Below are 16947 nucleotides of genomic sequence, written 5' to 3'. Positions count from 1 at the left end.
CTGAGTACCTTGATCCGCCCATTCCGGAAGGATTTCCCCCATGTCCGAGACCCAGGAGAACGCCGCGGGCCAGTGCCCGGTCGCGCACGACCGCGCCGCGCACCCCACCCAGGGCGGCGGCAACCGCCAGTGGTGGCCCGAGGGGCTCAACCTGAAGATCCTTGCCAAGAACCCCGCCGTCTCGAACCCGCTCGACGCGGGCTTCGACTACGCCGAGGCGTTCCAGGCCCTCGACCTCGCGGCCGTGAAACGGGACATCGCCGAGGTACTCACCACCTCGCAGGACTGGTGGCCGGCCGACTTCGGCAACTACGGCCCGCTGATGATCCGTATGGCCTGGCACAGCGCGGGCACCTACCGCATCTCCGACGGCCGCGGTGGCGCCGGTGCGGGCCAGCAGCGCTTCGCCCCGCTGAACAGCTGGCCGGACAACGGCAACCTGGACAAGGCGCGCCGTCTGCTGTGGCCGGTCAAGAAGAAGTACGGCCAGTCGATCTCCTGGGCCGACCTCATGATCCTCACCGGCAACGTGGCCCTGGAGTCGATGGGCTTCGAGACCTTCGGCTTCGGCGGCGGCCGCGAGGACGTCTGGGAGCCGGAGGACGACGTCTACTGGGGCCCCGAGAAGGTCTGGCTCGACGACCAGCGCTACACCGGCGACCGTGACCTGGAGAACCCGCTGGGCGCCGTCCAGATGGGCCTGATCTACGTCAACCCGGAGGGCCCCAACGGCAACCCGGACCCGATCGCCGCGGCCCGCGACATCCGCGAGACGTTCCGCCGGATGGCGATGAACGACGAGGAGACCGTCGCCCTCATCGCCGGTGGCCACACCTTCGGCAAGACCCACGGCGCCGGCCCCGCGGAGAACGTGGGCGCCGAGCCCGAGGGCGCGCCGATCGAGCAGCAGGGCCTCGGCTGGAAGAGCACCTACGGCAGCGGCAAGGCCGGCGACGCGATCACCAGCGGCCTGGAGGTCACCTGGACCACCAAGCCGACCCAGTGGAGCAACGATTTCTTCGGCATCCTCTTCGGCTACGAGTGGGAGCTGACCGAGTCCCCGGCCGGCGCCAAGCAGTGGGTGGCCAAGGACGCCGAGGCGATCATCCCCGACGCGCACGACGCGTCGAAGAAGAAGCTCCCGACGATGCTCACCACCGACCTGTCGCTGCGCTTCGACCCGATCTACGAGCCCATCTCCCGCCGGTTCCACGAGAACCCGGAGGTCTTCGCGGACGCCTTCGCCCGCGCCTGGTACAAGCTGACCCACCGTGACATGGGCCCGAAGTCCCTCTACCTCGGCCCGGAGGTCCCGGCCCAGACGCTGATCTGGCAGGACCCGCTGCCCGAGGCCGAGGGCGAGGCCATCGACGCCGCCGACGTCACGGCCCTCAAGGCCAAGCTCCTCGACTCCGGCCTCACGGTCTCGCAGCTGGTCTCCACCGCCTGGGCGTCGGCCTCGACGTACCGCGGCAGCGACAAGCGCGGCGGTGCCAACGGCGCCCGGATCCGCCTGGAGCCGCAGCGCGGCTGGGAGGCCAACGACCCCGACCAGCTCGCCCAGGTCCTGCGCGTCCTGGAGAGCGTCCAGCGGGAGTTCAACACCGGCGCCAAGAAGGTCTCCCTGGCCGACCTGATCGTCCTCGGCGGTGCCGCCGCGGTGGAGAAGGCCGCCAAGGACGCCGGTGTCGACATCGAGGTGCCCTTCACCCCGGGCCGTGTCGACGCGACCGACGAGCACACGGACGCCGAGTCCTTCGCGGCCCTGGAGCCGACCTCGGACGGCTTCCGCAACTACCTCGGCAAGGGCAACCGTCTGCCCGCCGAGTACCTGCTGCTGGACCGCGCCAACCTGCTCGGCCTGAGCGCCCCCGAGCTGACCGTCCTGGTCGGCGGTCTGCGCGTCCTCGGTGCCAACCAGGGCGCATCGAAGCACGGTGTCCTCACCGAGACCCCGGGCGTGCTGACCAACGACTTCTTCGTCAACCTGCTCGACATGGGCACGACCTGGAAGTCGACCTCCGAGGACCAGTCCACCTTCGAGGGCCGCGACGCGAGCGGCGCCGTGAAGTGGACCGGCACCCGTGCCGACCTGGTCTTCGGCTCCAACTCCGAGCTGCGCGCGGTGGCCGAGGTCTACGCGAGTGACGACGCCAAGGAGAAGTTCGTGAAGGACTTCGTCGCCGCCTGGGCGAAGGTCGCCGACGCGGACCGGTTCGACCTGGTCTGAGTCGTCCGGCCCGGCTGACACAGCGAGCCCGACAGCGCGAGCCCGGCGCAGGACGCCCGGGCCGGCCCTCACCGGCCGGCCCGGGCGTCCGTGCGTGTACGGGGGCTTTACTTTGCGGGTGCGGGCTTTACGGTCCAACTGCCCGTAGTTTGCTGCACATCGGCGGTTCTTTACCCCACCATGACCTCGACTCCCGCTGTTCATATGGCCTTCGCAGACTCTGCACATCCTGACCCACCCCTCGTCCAGGCCGCCAGCGGGAGATCCGAGCATGAGTCACGGTCACAGACACGATCACGGTCACCACCACCCTCACCACCACCACACGGACGGCGCCGACGCCTCGTCGCTGCCGCCCGCCCTCGATCTGTCCGTCCCCGACGAGGAGCTGACGCCAGGTCAGCTCTCCCGGCGTTCGATGCTGCGCCGCACCGGCCTGCTCGGCGCGGGCCTCGCCGCCGGCAGCGTCCTCGGCGGCGCCGGCCAGGCCGCCGCGGCCCCCTCCGACGCCCTCTCCCACGGCGGCGGCCGGTCCGCCGGCTACCTGTGGCTGGCCGGCGACCACCACATCCACACCCAGCACAGCTCCGACGCCAAGTACCGGGTCATCGACCATGTCCGGCAGGGCAACGCGCACGGCCTGGACTGGATGGTCATCACCGACCACGGCAGCGAGACCCACGCCAAGATCGGTGTCGAGAAGGTCAACCCGGACATCGTCGCGGCCCGCGACCAGATCGACGACACGCTGGTCTTCCAGGGCCTGGAGTGGAACATCCCGGCGGCCGAGCACGGCACCGTCTTCGTCCACCCCGGCAAGAACGAGGTCGCCGTCCTCAAGGAGTTCGAGACCTCCTTCGACGGCTCGGTCAAGGGCGCCTCCGCGAGCACCCCCGCCAACGAGGCGCTGGCCATCTCCGGCCTCAACTTCCTCGCCGAGCAGGTCCAGCGCCGCAAGGTCAAGGACGCGCTGTTCCTCGCCAACCACCCGGCGCGCAAGGGCATCGACTCCCCGCACGAGATCCGCGCCTGGCGTGACGCCCAGCCGTCGATCGCGGTCGGCTTCGAGGGCGCCCCCGGCCACCAGGCGGGCGGTCTGCCCAAGCCGAACGGCCCCGGCTCCGCGCGCGGCATCTACGACAACAGCCCGAGCGCCGACTCCTTCGCCGGCTACCCCCTGGAGAGCTACCGCACCTGGGGCGGCTTCGACTGGATGACCGCCACCGTCGGCGGCCTGTGGGACAGCCTGCTCGCCGAGGGCAAGCCCTGGTGGATCACCGCCAACTCCGACTCCCACAACGTGTACGCCGACACCGCCGTGCGCGGCCCGAACAGCGACTTCAACGCCAACGGCCGCTACAACGACCCGGTCTACGGCGGCGCCATCAGCCTCACCGACACCGACTTCTGGCCCGGCCAGTACTCCCGCACCCACGTCGGTTCCGCCTCGTTCTCCTACCAGGCGGTCATGGACGGTATCCGGGCCGGCCGCGTCTGGGTCGACCACGGCGGCCTGATCAGCGGCCTCGACGCCCAGCTCCGCTCCGGCTACCGGGCCGTGACGCTCGGCGACGTGCTGCACGTCCGCAAGGGCAGCCAGGTCGACCTCGTCATCGAGATCAGCCTGGCCAACGGTCCCAACTGGGCCCAGTTCGTGCCCACTCTGGCCCGTGTCGACGTCATCCAGGGCGATGTCACCGGCGCGGTCTCCGACAAGGACACCTTCGCCACGCCCGCCACCAAGGTCGTGAAGTCCTTCGACGTCGACAAGTCGACCGGCACGGTCCGGCTGAGCTACTCCCTCGGCCGCCTCGACAAGCCGGTGTACGTCCGGCTGCGTGGCACCGACGGCAACCGCTCGGCGGTCGGCATCAACGGCGTGGCCGTGGACCCGGCGGGCCCGGCCATCGACGTGCTCGGTGACGCGGACCCGTGGAAGGACCTCTGGTTCTACTCCAACCCGATGTGGGTCCTGCCCGCATGAGCACACCGCACGACCCGTCCGGCGTCCGCTCCGTCATCGGGGTGGACGCCGGTACGGTGACCCTGCGGGAGGCCGATCACCTCATCCACGAGCTGCTGGGACAACTGGCGCTCACCGACGAGGTGTTCGCCTGCACCCACCTCCACCGCACCGACGACCGCCGGGGTACGGCGGTGTCGCTCGGCGTCCCGGACCCGGACGCGGTGTGGCGGGAGCTGCCGGCCAGGCTGCCGGAGGGCACCGGCCTCGTCCTGGCCGACCGCGTCCACGGCCCGGACGACGCGGTGGCCGCCGCCCGCCGTGCGGCGCTCGCGCCCCCCGCCTCCGGCCGCGCGGTGGTCTACCCCGGCGTGGCACACCTGACCGGCACGGTCACCGTCGCGGACCTGCTCGACCGCACCGCCATCCAGCGCCTGGTCGTGCTCGGTGCCCCGGCCGCCGAACTCCCGCCCGCCACCGAGGTGCTGACCCAGAACCACGTACGCCCGGAGTGGCGCGACGGCACCCTCACCCTCGCCCTGGTACCGGCGGCGGGCGGCCTGCTGGCTCCCTTCGAGGTCCCCGATCCGACCCCGTGCTGCGCGGACCACAGCTGACGCGCGGGTAATCCCTTAGTGACATGGCCTGGTCAAATCTGTCAGGCTTCCGACTCGCACCACTTCGCAGCGCGTGACCCGTGACCGCTCCCCGGCGCACCCCAGCCGGGCGGGCGGTCTCCGAGCAGGCCGGAATCCCGGCCGGCGTAAAGGAGTTTCGTGTGAGATCGACCCCCCACAAGGCCTTCGTGACCATCGCGTCGGCCATCGCGGCACTCACCGCGGCCCTGCTCCCCGGCACCACGGCGTCGGCCGCCGAGCAGGCGGCCTGCACCTCGTCCCAGCTGATCACCAACGGCGGCTTCGAGAGCGGCACTTCGCCCTGGACGCAGTCGTCGACCAGTGTGATCACCAGCCGCTCCGGCCAGTCCGCCCACGGCGGCACCAGCTTCGCCTGGCTGGACGGCACCGGCGCCACCCACACCGACACGCTCTCGCAGAGCGTGACCATCCCGTCCGGGTGCGCGGCCACCCTGACCTTCTGGATGCACATCGACACCGCCGAGACGACAAGCTCGACGGCGTACGACAAGCTCACCGCGAAGATCGGCAGCACCACGCTGGCGACCTACTCCAACCTCGACAAGAACACCGGCTTCGTCCAGAAGTCGTTCGACGTCTCGGCGTTCGCCGGCCAGACGGTGACCGTCGCCTTCACCGGCACCGAGGACTCCAGCCTCCAGACGAGCTTCGTCCTGGACGACCTCGCCCTGGACACCTCGGCCGCCACCACCCCGGGCGACACCACCCGCACCCCGGCAGCGCCCTCGTACACCGTCAGCCTGACCAGCAACTCCAGCGGCACCGGCTGGACCGGACACGAGAGCGTGAGCTTCACCAACGCCTCCGCGACCGCGCTCAGCGAGGTCTACCTCAGGCTGTGGGACAACTACCACGGCACCTGCTCGGCCCCGCCGATCACGGTCAGCAACGTCACCGGCGGCACCGCGGGCGCGCTCTCGGTCGCCTGCACGGCGCTGGAGGTCGCCCTGCCGACTCCGCTGGCCCAGGGCCAGAGCACCACGATCGGCTTCGACCTGGGCATCACCGTCCCCAGCGGCGCCGACCGCTTCGGCTACGACGGCGCCTTCAGCATGATCGGCAACGCCCTGCCCGTCCTCGCGGTCCGGGACGGCTCCGGCTGGCACCTTGACCCATACACCAACAACGGCGAGTCCTTCTACTCCCTCGCCGCCGACTTCAAGGTGACCCTGGACCACCCCACCAGCCTCCTGGTCCCGGCGACCGGCACCTCGGTCGACACCCCCGGCACCAGCGGCCGTACCGTCACCACCGCGACGGCCTCCAAGGTCCGTGACTTCGCCTGGGCGGCCGGGCCGTTCAGCAAGATCTCCGGCACCTCCCCCGGCGGGGTCCCGATCAACATCTACTCCGTCTCGGGCATCAGCTCCTCCAGCGCCCAGTCGATGCTCACCACCGCCAAGTCGGCCGTCGACGCGCACGCCGGCCGCTTCGGGGCCTACCCCTACGGCGAGTTGGACGCGGTCATCGACAACAACTTCTGGTTCGGCGGCATGGAGTACCCGGGCTTCGTCCTCGACCTCGTCAGCACCACCGCGCTCACCCACGAGATCGGCCACCAGTGGTGGTACGGCATCGTCGGCGACGACGAGTACAACAGCCCGTGGCTGGACGAGGCGTTCACCGACTACGCCACCGACCTCGCGCAGGGACTGTCCGGTACCAACTGCTGGAACAGCGTGTCCTGGGCGTCGTCGGCGGAGAAGATCACCAACTCGATGGCGTACTGGGACGCGCACTCCTCCCGCTACTCCACCGTCGTCTACGGCTACGGCAAGTGCGCGCTGCACGACCTGCGCCGCCTCATCGGCGACACCGTCATGACCAACCTCCTGAAGAGCTACGCCAGTTCGCACTGGTACGGGGTCTCGACCACCGCCGAGTTCAAGGCGGCGGCCCAGGCGGCCACCAGCACGGACCTGACGTCGTTCTGGACCACCCACCGCATCGAGGGCTGACCGGAAAGGGTTGCATCACCCGGGCGCGGGACGGCCGCTGGTCAGGGCCGTCCCGCGCTCGTCCATGTCCGGGTGACGGGAGATGCTTCCCCAACGGGCAGGAGTGGAGGAACGGGGGTTGTTCGCGAACCGGGCGTACACCGCCGCGTGGTACTCCTTCCGTCGTCCCTGCCGTGCGACGGGCCCGAGTTGCGCGTACGACATTCCGAACGCGTTGGCGATCCTGAGGTCGCCGGCCCTGAACCGGTCGAGGCGGCGCTCCTCGTCGGCCAGCCGGTGGGCGAGCTCGTCGGCGCTCCAGGACGGCCGGCTCACCAGCCGGTTGCCGGTGATTGCAGAGGGCCCAGTACGAGCCTGCGCACGCCCTCCACCCCGGACAGCAGCCGCCGGCTGGTCACCAGCACCCTGGCCGCGCCCCCGGCCGGCAGCAGGGTGCGTACCTGCTCCTCGGACGCGGCGTTGTCCAGCACGACCAGGACCCGTACGACAGGGAGAGCGCGTCCGCGACGGCGGTCACGGTGCGGTGCTGGGGACCCTTGCTCCGGCCGCGCTCGATGTCCGACAGGGTCCGGGCACTGACCCCCGAGGCCTCGGCGAGCTGCTCCAGGGGCAGCCGGGCCGTACGGCGATGCTGCCGCAGCAACTGCGCGAAGGCCGGACGCTCGTCGATCGGACTGCTCCTTCGCGGCGACAGGGCTAGGAGTCGGAGGGGGTCTCGCCGCGCAGCCTGCCGATGTGGTTGTAGACGGACGCGCGCGACATCCCCAGTCTCCCGGCCAGCATCGGCACGGCCCGGCGGAGCTGGAACACCCCGCGCTCGTCCAGGGTCTTGAACACCGACAGCCATTCGGCGGTGGCGAGATGGGCCAGCGGCTTGCCCAGCTGCGCCTCGACCTCGGCGAGCACGGACTCGATGACGGTCTCCGCGTCACTGCCGAAGGCGACGGGCTGCGGTTCCGAGGCGGTCGCCTCGCCGCCGTCGCCTATGACCTCGCTCAGCAGCATCGACGACATCCGCAGCTGCGTCACGTCCAGGTTGACGCAGAGCGCTCCCGTCACCGTGCCGTCGGCGAGGCGCAGCAGCATCGTCGACGACTTCATGACCCGGCCGTCGGGCAGTCGGGTCACGTAGTTGAGCCTGTCCTCGGCGGCTTCGCCCCGGCGCAGCAGCGACAGGCCGATCGCGCTCATGGGGGAGCCCACCTTGCGGTGCGTCACGTCGCCGGCGATCGCGACCACCGAGTGGTCCCCGCGCCGGAAGTCATGCAGGACGACCTCGCAGATCCGGCCGAACGTCGCCTGGATCCCGGTCACCAGCGGCAGGGCGGTGGCCAGCACCCGGTCGGCCTCCGCGTCGTTCTCGGCGGACCGGGAGCCGGGGCCGGTTGCGCTGTCCATCGTGTTCAGGCGCCGTGCTCGGTGATGTGGTCCGCCCGGACGGTGACGACGAGCCGGGGGTCGGTCGCGGTCTCCTGCCAGGGGCGGTTCGCGTACCGGTGGGAGAGCTCGTCGATGAGTTCGGGGCCGCCGTCCCGGGTGATGGTCACCGGGCCGCGCACCACGACGTACCGGTACGGGTTGTCGTGGGCGATGATCAGTACGCTGGCGCGCGGATCACGCATCAGGTTGAGGTGCTTGACGCGGCCCTCGACCGTGGAGAAGGCGATCCCGTCCTCGGTGGCCGTCACCCAGATCACGCTCTGCTGGGGCAGACCGTCCTTCCCGATCGTGGCCACCGTCGCGAAATTCGGTCCGGAGGCCAGTTTCCTCGCCAGCTGGGTGAGTTGAGGCATGCGGTGCGGTCCTTTCAGGGCGGGCGAGGCCCAGGACGAGGCCGGCGGCAGACCCCTGACATGGGGAAAGCCGGGACCTGTCACCGTACACGGACCGGGGTCGTCGACTCGGGGTCGGATACCGCCGACGCGGGCCCGCAGACCAGTTCCCGCGCTCCGCTCCGGCGCCGGTTCAGGAGGCCGCGGACAGCTTCCGGAGCATCCGCTGCCCGTCCTCGGTGCTCTCCTGGCCGAACGGATCGCAGGCGTCGCCCAGGGAGGCCGCGACCCTGCGCACGGTCTCACGCAGCCAGCGGTGCGCGGGGTCGGCGTGCCGGTTGTGGTGCCAGTACATGGCCTCGACCAGCGGCACGTCCGGGAACGGGGTCGGCACGGCGACGCAGCGCGCGAAGCCGGCGTAGTGACGGGCCAGCAGCTCGGGCACCAGCGCCACCAGGTCGGTGCCGCCGACCAGGAACGGCAGCGTCGTGAAGCCGGGCGCGCTCACCTGTACGTGCGGGGTGATGCCGAGGGTCTCCAGCTGCCGGTCGGCGTGCGTGAGCTGCTTGCCGAAGGCGGAGGCGGCGTGCGGCATCTCGGCCAGGTCGCGCAGTGTGAGCCGGCCCTTGGCCAGGCGTGGGTTGCCCGGGTCGACGATGCACACGAACCGGTCGCGCATCACGGCCTCGCTGACCCCTGGCAGATGGAAACCGAGCGGGACGATCGTCAGGTCGTGGCAGCGCAGGTTCGACTCCGACTCCGGCCGGCCGGGCACGAGCGGGAGCACGTCGAGCCGGACCCCGGGCGCCTCCTGCGCGATGGCCCGCAGCAGTGGCTCCACGAGTACCGTCATGACGTAGTCGGACATCACGACGGAGAACTGCTGCTCGCTGTCCGCGGGGTCGAACCGGCGCGTGAGCGTCAGCGCCTCCTCGGCCTTGTGGAGGGATGCCTGGATGACCGGGAGCAGCTGTTCGGCGAGTGCCGTGAGTTCGTAGTCACGGCCCACGCGCACCAGCAGATCGTCCTTGAAATGCCTTCGCAGCCGGGCGAGGGAGCCGCTCATCGCGGACTGGCTGATCGACAGGCGGCTGCCGGCGTGTGTGACGTTCTTTTCCTCCAGGAGCGCTTCCAGCGCCACCAGGAGATTGAGGTCGATCGCACCCAGGCCCATCCGACGTCCCCTTCCGGCCTCGTCGTCGAGGCTGTGCTGAAACCGGAGCGTAAACGAGCGTCTCGGCCCGGGAAAAGGGCTGGCGGGGAACTTGTGGGGATCCGGCAGCGGACATGCCGCTCGGCACGGTCCGGGGAGGTGGACCGTGCCGAGCGGGTCAGGCAGGGGGTGAGGTCAGGCGGCGGTGCGCTGCTTGCGGCGCAGCGTCAGGTACGTGCCCGTGGCGCCGGCGGCCAGGAGGGCGGCCGTGCCGAGGCTCACCGGGAGGGTGGGGAACTGGCCGGAGCCGGTGGTGGCGGCCGTGTTCACCATCGCAGGGCCCGGCGTGATCTGCGTGCTGACCGGGGCGACGTGGTGGATCGGGCCGACGGACTTGACGGAGCCGTCCGAGTTCAGCAGCACCTGCTTGTTGTTCGGGTGCTTGAAGTCGAACATGCCGGACAGCGAGCCCGCGGTGGCGTCGAAGGAGTGGTCGCCGACGCGGCCGGTGCGCCAGTTGTTCTCGATGAACTGCGTGATCGAGGCCTGGTTGGTCAGGGTGTGGTCGACCTTGTTCACCTTGCTGTACGGCGAGACGACCAGCAGCGGCTGCCGGGTGCCGGGGCCGCAGCGGTCGGCGTAGCCGCCGGACGCGGCCGGACCCGCCTGGCAGGCCGCGCTGTCCAGGGCCTTGCCGTTGGAGCCGACCGTGCTGTCCTTGGAGCCGTTGCGGGGCACGACGTACGCGTGGTCGTACCAGCCGTCGGAGTCGTCGTAGGCGACGACGATCGCGGTGGACTTCCACTGCGGCGAGCTCTGGATGGTGTTGATCTCGTTGACCAGGAAGTGCTGCTCGTCGGTCGGGTCCGAGTAACCGGCGTGACCGTCCTGGTACTCACCGGCCTTGAGGAAGCTGACGGCCGGGAGCTTGCCCGCCTTGGCGACCGCGGTGAAGTCGGTCAGGTCGTAGTTGTGGTTCGCCTGGCCGTTGTGGCCGATCTCGTTGACGTTCTTCGGCGCCACGTGGTGCGGGTTGGCTGTCGACTTGTAGTACGAGAACGGGTTGTGGTGCGGGCTGTAGTCGACCACGGAGGCGCCGCCGACGTTGGTGTGCGTGGTGTCGCACTTGGCGTAGGAGCCGGACGTGCCGTTGTAGGCCGTGGACGGACGGAAGCCGCCCTGGAACCAACCCCAGGTCACGTGCTTGGTGTTGAGCAGGTCACCGATGTTCTTGCCCTGCAGGGACGCCAGCGCGCTGGTGCTGGTGTGGTCCTTGTCGGAGCAGTCGTCGAAGGCCGGGTCGGGGTCGTTGACGACCGTGCCGACACCCTTGGCGTTCGGGGACGCGATGGCGTACGAGTCGGGGGTCGCCGTCTGCTTGCCGGTGACCGAGTCCACGGAGATCGCGCCGTGCGTCTGACCCGAGATCAGGTTGAGCGCACCCGGCGTGGACGGGCCGTAGACCGAGCTGTACGACTTGTCGTTGAGGGCGTAGTGCTGGGCGTAGTTCCACAGCCCCGTGACCGTGTTGCCGTCGTAGTAGTCCATCACCAGGCCGGGCTCGCCGAACAGGCCGCCGCTGCACTTGTCGACCTCGGTGTTCTGCACGAACTGGTCGGCCTTGCCGCCGTCGTAGGCCAGCTGCTCGGGCCCGTAGGAGTGGTTCTGGTCGCAGGTCATCGCCTGCGACGAGGTGAGCCGCTTGGGCAGGTACTGGTTCGGGTTCTTCGTCAGCAGCCCGGCGTGCGTGAGGGTGTCGATGTCCTTCGGCGTGTTCTTCGCCGCCGTGAACTTCGTGCCGTCGGTGTTCGCGGCCTTCGGGTAGGTCGCGAAGTAGTGGTCGAAGGAGATGTTCTCGTCGAACAGCACGACCACGTGCTTGATCGGCGTCGTGGTCGACGAGCCGCCGTGGTGCCCGGCGGGTACGGCGGCCCAGGTGGGCGCGGTGCCGCCGAGGACCGTGAGTGCGGCGGCCCCCGCGAGAGCGCCGAGGCTCCTGATCGCCGTTCGTCTTCCTGTGCTGGCCATGCTGCTTCCCCTCCGGGCATGAACGTCACTGCGTCGTACAGGCAGGGATGCTTCGCCCGCTGCCGGGCGTCGCGGCGGAGTCATGATGGCGTGCGAGTGAACACCGGGTCAGGGATGCTGGGGCAAACCTTGACTGTGTATTGACCGATTGGGCCAGGGAGTTGCCCGGACTTGTTCGAACAAGCTCAGGTGAGGAGAGCGCGTCCGTACCAGTCGTTCCTGTCGGCCACACCGGGCAGGGCGTAGAAGTAGCCGCCGCCGAAAGGCGAGACGTAGTCGACCAACGGCTCCCCGGCCAGCCGTTTCTGCACGGTCTCGAACTGCCGGGCCAGGTCCTGCTGGTAGCAGCTGAACAGCAGGCCCATGTCGAGGTTGCCGTTGCTGTCCATGCCCCGGTCGTAGTTGTAGGCGCGGCGCAGGATGCGCTGCTCGGCGGTGGCCGTGGTACGCGGGTTGGCGAGCCGTATGTGCGCGTCGAGGGGGATGACGTCACCCTTGGGGTCGTCGGCGTAGTCGGGCGTGTCGTGCTCGGCGTCGCCGTCCAGCGGCGCCCCGGACTCGCGGGAGCGCCCGAACATCCGCTCCTGCTCGCTGAGGGAGACCCGGTCCCAGAACTCCACCAGCATCCGGATCAGCCGTACGACCTGGTAGCTGCCGCCGACCGCCCAGTCCGGCTCGCCGGAGTCCTTGCCGACCCACACCAGCCGGTCCATCTCCCGGGCGCTGCCGGTCTGCGGGTTGGCGATGCCGTCCTTGAAGCCGAAGTGGTTGCGCGGGGTGCCGGACGGGCGGGGCGGGCTGCTGAAGCCGTCCAGCCGCCAGCGGACCTGCATACCGCCCCGGGTGTGCCGGGCGATGTCGCGCAGGGCGTGCAGCACGGTGTCGGTGTCGTCCGCGTGGAGTTGCAGACTGAGGTCGCCGTGGCACCACTCGGGCTTGAGGTCGTCGTCGGGGAAGGCCGGCATGGTCGTGAGCCGACGGGGTCTCAGCTTGCCGAGCCCGTACCGGTCGTCGAAGAGCGAGGCGCCGACGCCGACGGTCACCGCCAGTGCCCCGGACGGCAGTTGCCCGCCGAGGACGCCCGAGTCGGCGGGCGGGGCGGTGATGCCGACCGGCTCGGGGATGCCGCCCGCGGTGAGGAAGCGGGCGCGCTCGGTGAGCGTGTGCAGCAGGTCGGTCAGCCCGGCCCGGTCGTCGGCGGTGACGTCGAGGGAGGCGAACACGGTCGTGCGCCGCGGGGCAGCGATCGCGGACTGCTGGCGGGAGCCGTGGAAGGGCGCGACGGCGGGTATGCCGGTGGTGGCGTCGGCGGCGGTGTCCGCGCCGCCGGGGGCGGCCGCACCTCCGGCGGCCAGCCCCACACCCGCGAGGGCCGCACCGCGCAGGAACCCGCGCCGGCCCACTCCGCCGGTCTTCTCCTTCTCGCTCACGTTGTCGCTCACACCGTCCTCCGTGGATCGCACAGGGTCGCCACCGACGCCAGCCGCTCCACCAGGTCGCCGAGAACCGCGTCGACGTTCTCGCGCTGCCGGTGGCCGATCCGGTCCAGCGGGGTCCAGGCGCCGTCGTGCTCGAAGCCGTCCAAGGTCTTCCCGGCCCGGTCCAGTTCGCTCTCCAGGCCGGACAGGCCGGCGTACCGGGTGGCCAGCAGCGGATGCAGCCGGGACATGACCTCCACCGTGCCGTCCAGGTTGGCGCGGGCGGTGGCGAGGTTGCTGCCGCTGCCGTAGTCGGTGCGGCCGGTCAGTTCGAACTGCACCGTGTTCTCCAGGATCTCGTGCGCCCGCAGCCCCAACTGGGCGGGATCCATCCGGGTCTGCGCCCAGTCGTCGCGCAGCGCGGTGACCGCCTTCAGCAGACCGGCCGCCGGGCCGCGCAGGCCGTCGGCGGACTCGCCGTGCCACAGCCCGTACTCGATACGGTGGAACCCGGTGAAGTCCTTGTCGTGCACCCCGCCGGACAGCCCCGCGTCGGTGCCGTTGATCGTCCCGTCCGCGTCGCCGAAGGCGTCGTACGCCGCGCCCATCCGCTCGTACTGCAGGTGCGCGGGCAGCCAGGCGGTGCGGGCGGCGGCGAGGTCGCCGCGGTCGACCGCGTCCCGCAAAGTCGTCGTCAGCCTCACGACGTCGGACAGACCGCTGCCGATCCACTTCTGGTAGGCGAGCGCCGGCGGGATGAGGTCGTGCTCGGTGACCGGGGCGGCGGCCGGACCGCTGCGCCCCTTGCCGATGCGGACCGTGGGACCGGTGACCGCGTCGGCGTCGTCGGGCACGCACTTGAACGCGAAGGCGCCCTTGCCGAGACGGACCGTCAGCTCCCGGGTGGTACCCGGACCGATGTCCTCCACCTCGCCGTAGACGGCCTGGCTCGTCGGGTCCTCCAGGAGCACCTCGGCGGCGCCGTCGGTCGGGTTGTGCAGGTCGAAGACCTGGACACCGGGCGTCGGCGCGTTCCACCCCCTGCCACAGCGGCTGGGGGACACCTCCACGGTGGTGTGCGGCGGCCCGGCCGACTCGGCGTGTGCGGGGTGTGAGTCATGGGTGAGCGCCAGGACTCCGGCCACCAGGCATACGACGACGACTCCGACGACCGTCCAGGGACGCAACGACCTCCAGTTGAGGCCGGACAACACCATCCCGAGCTCCCGGGTTCGTACCGTTCGTGATCGCCTCATGTTAGGCAGCCCTTCGTTCTCGAACGGCCGTCCAGGGAAACCCATGACCAAGAGTTCCCTGCCGGTTCACCGGACGTGCAGCGGAGGTGACCGGTGATCGCGCGCTGCTGTGAGCGGGCATCCCGCTCGGCCGTGCCGCGCCCGAGGGCCCGTCGCCCCGGTGAGCCGGGCGCGCGACCGGCGTACCGTCGTGTGTGTGGCGCCCGGCAGTCTCCTGTCCCGTGCGGCCCGTGAGCTCGGCTTGCGCGCCCACGAGGTGATCGCCGACGTGGACCGGCGCCTGCGGCGTGAGCTTCCCGAACTGTGGGAGGACCCGAGCGTGGCCCGGCTGGCCTCCGAGAACATCGCCGAGCACGTCGCCGCCGCCCTGTACGGCCTGGAGCACGCCGTGGAGCCGAGCCGCATCGTGCAACCGCCCGCCGACGCGGACCGCGCCCGGCAGCTGGCCCGGCACGGCACGCAGCTCAGCTCGATGCTGCGCGCCTTCCGGCTGGGCGAGGAGATCGTCATCGACTGGCTGCTCGCCGAGCTGCCCCGGCTCAGCGACGATCCCCAGGAGGTCAGCGCGGCGGCCCGCAGGCTGAACGCGGTGTCCACCGTCTACGTGGACCGCACGTCGGAGCGGGGCGTCGCGGCGTTCCAGGAGGAGCGGGACCGGCGGCTGCGCTGGCGGACGGCGATCGTCAACGAGGCGGGCATGCGCATCGGGACCACCCTCGACATCGTCCGAACCACCCAGGAACTGGCCGACCTGGCCACCGAGCGGTTCGCCGACTGTGTCACCGTCGACCTCCTGGACTCCCTGCTCCAGGGCCGGGACGCCACGGGCGAGGGCCCGTTCGTACTCCGCCGGGTCGCCCTGGCGGCGGTGGACGGGACGGGGGCGGGGGCGGTGGGGGAGGCACATACCGGGAGTGGTCCGGGGGCGGCGCAGGAGCTGCGGACGGGAACCGGTCCCGGGGCGGTCGAGGAGCCGCCCACCGAAACCGGTCCCGGGGCGGTCGAGGAGCCGCCCACCGGAAGCGGTCCCGGGGCGGTGGGGGAGCCGCGCACCTGGAGCGGCTCCGGTGCGGCGCCGCAGGACCTTCACACCTGCCCCGACGGATCGTTCCAGGCGCTCGTGCTGGCCAGCGGCCGGCCCGCCCGGCACCACAGCGACGGACCCTCGGACACCGGGGAGGTCCACTCCACCCTGACGGTGCCGTTGCGTGCCCGGGGGACCACGCTCGGCGTCGCCGAGTTCGTGCGGTACCGCAACCCCCTCCGCTTCGACGACGAGGATCTGCTCCTGGCCCAGGAGATCGCGGCCAGGGCGGCCGTCGCTGTGGACAACGCCCGCCGCTACACCCACGCCCGCGCCACCGCCCTCGCCCTGCAGCGCAGCCTCCTCCCGCGGCACGCGCCCCGGCAGTCGGCAGTCGAGGTCGCCTACCGGTATCTGCCGGCCGGCCCCGAGGCCGGGGTGGGCGGCGACTGGTACGACGTGATCCCGCTGTCCGGGGCCCGGGTGGCGCTCGTGGTGGGTGACGTCGTCGGCCACGGCATCCACGCCGCCGCCACCATGGGCCGGCTGCGGACCGCCGTTCGCACCCTGGCCGACATCGACCTGCCGCCCGACGAGCTCCTCACGCATCTGGACGATGTCGTCCTGCGGCTGTCCGCCGAGGCCGCCACCGACCCGGACGCCGAGGCCGACGAGGCGGACTACATCGGCGCCACCTGCCTGTACGCGGTCTACGACCCGGTCTCCCGCTGCTGCACCCTGGCCCGCGCCGGCCATGTGCCGCCCGCCGTGGTGATCCGCGACGGGGCGGCGGACCTCCTGGAGCTGCCGCCCGGCCCGCCCCTCGGCCTCGGCGGCCTGCCCTTCGAGACGGTGGAGGTCGGCCTGCCCGAGGGCAGCCTCGTCGCCCTCTACACGGACGGCCTGATCGAGGCCCGCGACCACGACGTCGACGTGGGCCTCACCACCCTGAGGGAGCTGCTCGCGCAGCCCGCGCCCTCCCTGGACGCGGTCTGCGACACCGTGCTCGACGCACTGCTGACCGGCCATCCCGACGACGACATCGCCCTGCTCCTCGCCCGCACGCACGGCCTCGGGGCCGACCGGGTCGCCACCTGGGAGCTGGAGGCCGACCCCGCCGTCGTCGCCCGGGCCCGCTCGGACGTCTCCCGGCAGCTGAGCGACTGGGGGCTCGCGGACCTGGACTTCACCGCCGAGCTGGTGGTCAGCGAACTGGTCACCAACGCCATCCGCTACGGCACGGCCCCGATCAGCCTCTGTCTCATCCATGACCGCACGCTGCTGTGCGAGGTCTCCGACGCCAGCAGCACCACTCCGCACATGCGCCGGGCGCGGGGGTTCGACGAGGGCGGACGCGGTCTGCTGCTGGTCGCCCAGCTGGCCGACCGGTGGGGCACCCGGCACGCCCGGCACGGCAAGACGGTCTGGGCCGAGCTCGGCGAGTCCGCCGCGGTCCCGGCGGCGGCCTTCGGTTAGCCGGGGCGGG

At 71.2% G+C, this 16947-nt stretch carries 14 protein-coding genes; 5 read left to right on the top strand and 9 right to left on the bottom strand.

Annotated elements, in window-relative coordinates; translation table 11 throughout:
• The first annotated feature begins 40 nt into the window (after nucleotides 1–40).
• The 4 genes from katG (at nucleotide 41) to ACIRR9_RS07285 (ending at nucleotide 6810) form a co-directional block, all read left to right on the top strand.
• Nucleotides 41–2230 carry a catalase/peroxidase HPI gene (gene katG, locus ACIRR9_RS07300; RefSeq protein WP_403748510.1) on the top strand — a complete coding sequence of 730 codons (2190 nt, stop codon included), beginning with the start codon at nucleotides 41–43 and terminating at the stop codon, nucleotides 2228–2230.
• Between the two features lie 271 nt (nucleotides 2231–2501).
• A complete protein-coding gene (locus tag ACIRR9_RS07295) occupies nucleotides 2502–4214 on the top strand; it encodes a histidinol-phosphatase (protein WP_403748509.1) in 1713 nt (570 codons plus the stop codon).
• Nucleotides 4211–4810, top strand: a complete 600-nt coding sequence (locus ACIRR9_RS07290; protein WP_403748507.1) for a hypothetical protein — start codon at nucleotides 4211–4213, stop codon at nucleotides 4808–4810. Before ACIRR9_RS07295 ends, ACIRR9_RS07290 begins: the two co-directional genes overlap by 4 nt.
• A 161-nt stretch (nucleotides 4811–4971) precedes the next feature.
• The gene (locus tag ACIRR9_RS07285) at nucleotides 4972–6810 is read left to right on the top strand and encodes a M1 family aminopeptidase (RefSeq protein WP_403748505.1); all 1839 of its coding nucleotides are present in this window, start codon (nucleotides 4972–4974) and stop codon (nucleotides 6808–6810) included.
• 15 nt (nucleotides 6811–6825) lie between these two features.
• Here the strand turns inward: ACIRR9_RS07285 and ACIRR9_RS07280 are convergent, their stop codons facing one another.
• The 9 genes from ACIRR9_RS07280 to ACIRR9_RS07240 form a co-directional block, all read right to left on the bottom strand.
• Complete coding sequence (locus ACIRR9_RS07280) at nucleotides 6826–7125, bottom strand: hypothetical protein (RefSeq protein ID WP_403748503.1); 300 nt, start codon at nucleotides 7123–7125, stop codon at nucleotides 6826–6828.
• A complete protein-coding gene (locus ACIRR9_RS07275) occupies nucleotides 7122–7280 on the bottom strand; it encodes a hypothetical protein (protein WP_403749036.1) in 159 nt (52 codons plus the stop codon). The genes ACIRR9_RS07280 and ACIRR9_RS07275 overlap by 4 nt, the downstream gene beginning before the upstream one ends.
• Complete coding sequence (locus ACIRR9_RS07270) at nucleotides 7205–7453, bottom strand: helix-turn-helix domain-containing protein (RefSeq protein ID WP_403748500.1); 249 nt, start codon at nucleotides 7451–7453, stop codon at nucleotides 7205–7207. Before ACIRR9_RS07270 ends, ACIRR9_RS07275 begins: the two co-directional genes overlap by 76 nt.
• Nucleotides 7454–7506: 53 nt before the next feature.
• Nucleotides 7507–8208 carry a transcriptional regulator gene (locus ACIRR9_RS07265; RefSeq protein ID WP_403748497.1) on the bottom strand — a complete coding sequence of 234 codons (702 nt, stop codon included), beginning with the start codon at nucleotides 8206–8208 and terminating at the stop codon, nucleotides 7507–7509.
• Between the two features lie 5 nt (nucleotides 8209–8213).
• The gene (locus tag ACIRR9_RS07260; protein WP_403748496.1) at nucleotides 8214–8603 is read right to left on the bottom strand and encodes a PPOX class F420-dependent oxidoreductase; all 390 of its coding nucleotides are present in this window, start codon (nucleotides 8601–8603) and stop codon (nucleotides 8214–8216) included.
• Between the two features lie 172 nt (nucleotides 8604–8775).
• Nucleotides 8776–9756 (bottom strand): LysR family transcriptional regulator, encoded by a 981-nt coding sequence (locus ACIRR9_RS07255; protein ID WP_403748494.1) that lies wholly within the window; start codon nucleotides 9754–9756, stop codon nucleotides 8776–8778.
• Between the two features lie 174 nt (nucleotides 9757–9930).
• Nucleotides 9931–11763 carry a phospholipase C gene (locus ACIRR9_RS07250; RefSeq protein WP_403748492.1) on the bottom strand — a complete coding sequence of 611 codons (1833 nt, stop codon included), beginning with the start codon at nucleotides 11761–11763 and terminating at the stop codon, nucleotides 9931–9933.
• Nucleotides 11764–11948: 185 nt separating this feature from the next.
• Nucleotides 11949–13205, bottom strand: coding sequence for an iron uptake transporter deferrochelatase/peroxidase subunit (gene efeB, locus ACIRR9_RS07245; RefSeq protein ID WP_403748491.1), 1257 nt, complete (start codon nucleotides 13203–13205; stop codon nucleotides 11949–11951).
• The gene (locus tag ACIRR9_RS07240) at nucleotides 13202–14398 is read right to left on the bottom strand and encodes an EfeM/EfeO family lipoprotein (protein WP_403748488.1); all 1197 of its coding nucleotides are present in this window, start codon (nucleotides 14396–14398) and stop codon (nucleotides 13202–13204) included. Before ACIRR9_RS07240 ends, efeB begins: the two co-directional genes overlap by 4 nt.
• Nucleotides 14399–14633: 235 nt before the next feature.
• Between ACIRR9_RS07240 and ACIRR9_RS07235 the strand changes: the two genes are divergently transcribed.
• The gene (locus ACIRR9_RS07235; protein ID WP_403748486.1) at nucleotides 14634–16937 is read left to right on the top strand and encodes a SpoIIE family protein phosphatase; all 2304 of its coding nucleotides are present in this window, start codon (nucleotides 14634–14636) and stop codon (nucleotides 16935–16937) included.
• The last annotated feature ends 10 nt before the right edge of the window (nucleotides 16938–16947 follow it).

Source organism: Streptomyces sp. NPDC101234 (assembly GCF_044767525.1).
Taxonomy (GTDB): domain Bacteria; phylum Actinomycetota; class Actinomycetes; order Streptomycetales; family Streptomycetaceae; genus Streptomyces; species Streptomyces sasae.
The sequence above is the reverse complement of the archived record's forward strand: the minus strand, read 5'-3'. Positions and strand labels throughout refer to the sequence as shown.

What these genes read in the sequence shown, in the direction of transcription:
- katG (WP_403748510.1), top strand. Translation starts at nt 41, where the DNA reads ATGTCCGAGACCCAGGAGAACGCCGCGGGCCAGTGCCCGGTCGCGCAC.
- ACIRR9_RS07295 (WP_403748509.1), top strand. Translation starts at nt 2,502, where the DNA reads ATGAGTCACGGTCACAGACACGATCACGGTCACCACCACCCTCACCAC.
- ACIRR9_RS07290 (WP_403748507.1), top strand. Translation starts at nt 4,211, where the DNA reads ATGAGCACACCGCACGACCCGTCCGGCGTCCGCTCCGTCATCGGGGTG.
- ACIRR9_RS07265 (WP_403748497.1), bottom strand. Translation starts at nt 8,208, where the DNA reads ATGGACAGCGCAACCGGCCCCGGCTCCCGGTCCGCCGAGAACGACGCG.
- ACIRR9_RS07260 (WP_403748496.1), bottom strand. Translation starts at nt 8,603, where the DNA reads ATGCCTCAACTCACCCAGCTGGCGAGGAAACTGGCCTCCGGACCGAAT.
- ACIRR9_RS07255 (WP_403748494.1), bottom strand. Translation starts at nt 9,756, where the DNA reads ATGGGCCTGGGTGCGATCGACCTCAATCTCCTGGTGGCGCTGGAAGCG.
- ACIRR9_RS07250 (WP_403748492.1), bottom strand. Translation starts at nt 11,763, where the DNA reads ATGGCCAGCACAGGAAGACGAACGGCGATCAGGAGCCTCGGCGCTCTC.
- ACIRR9_RS07240 (WP_403748488.1), bottom strand. Translation starts at nt 14,398, where the DNA reads ATGGTGTTGTCCGGCCTCAACTGGAGGTCGTTGCGTCCCTGGACGGTC.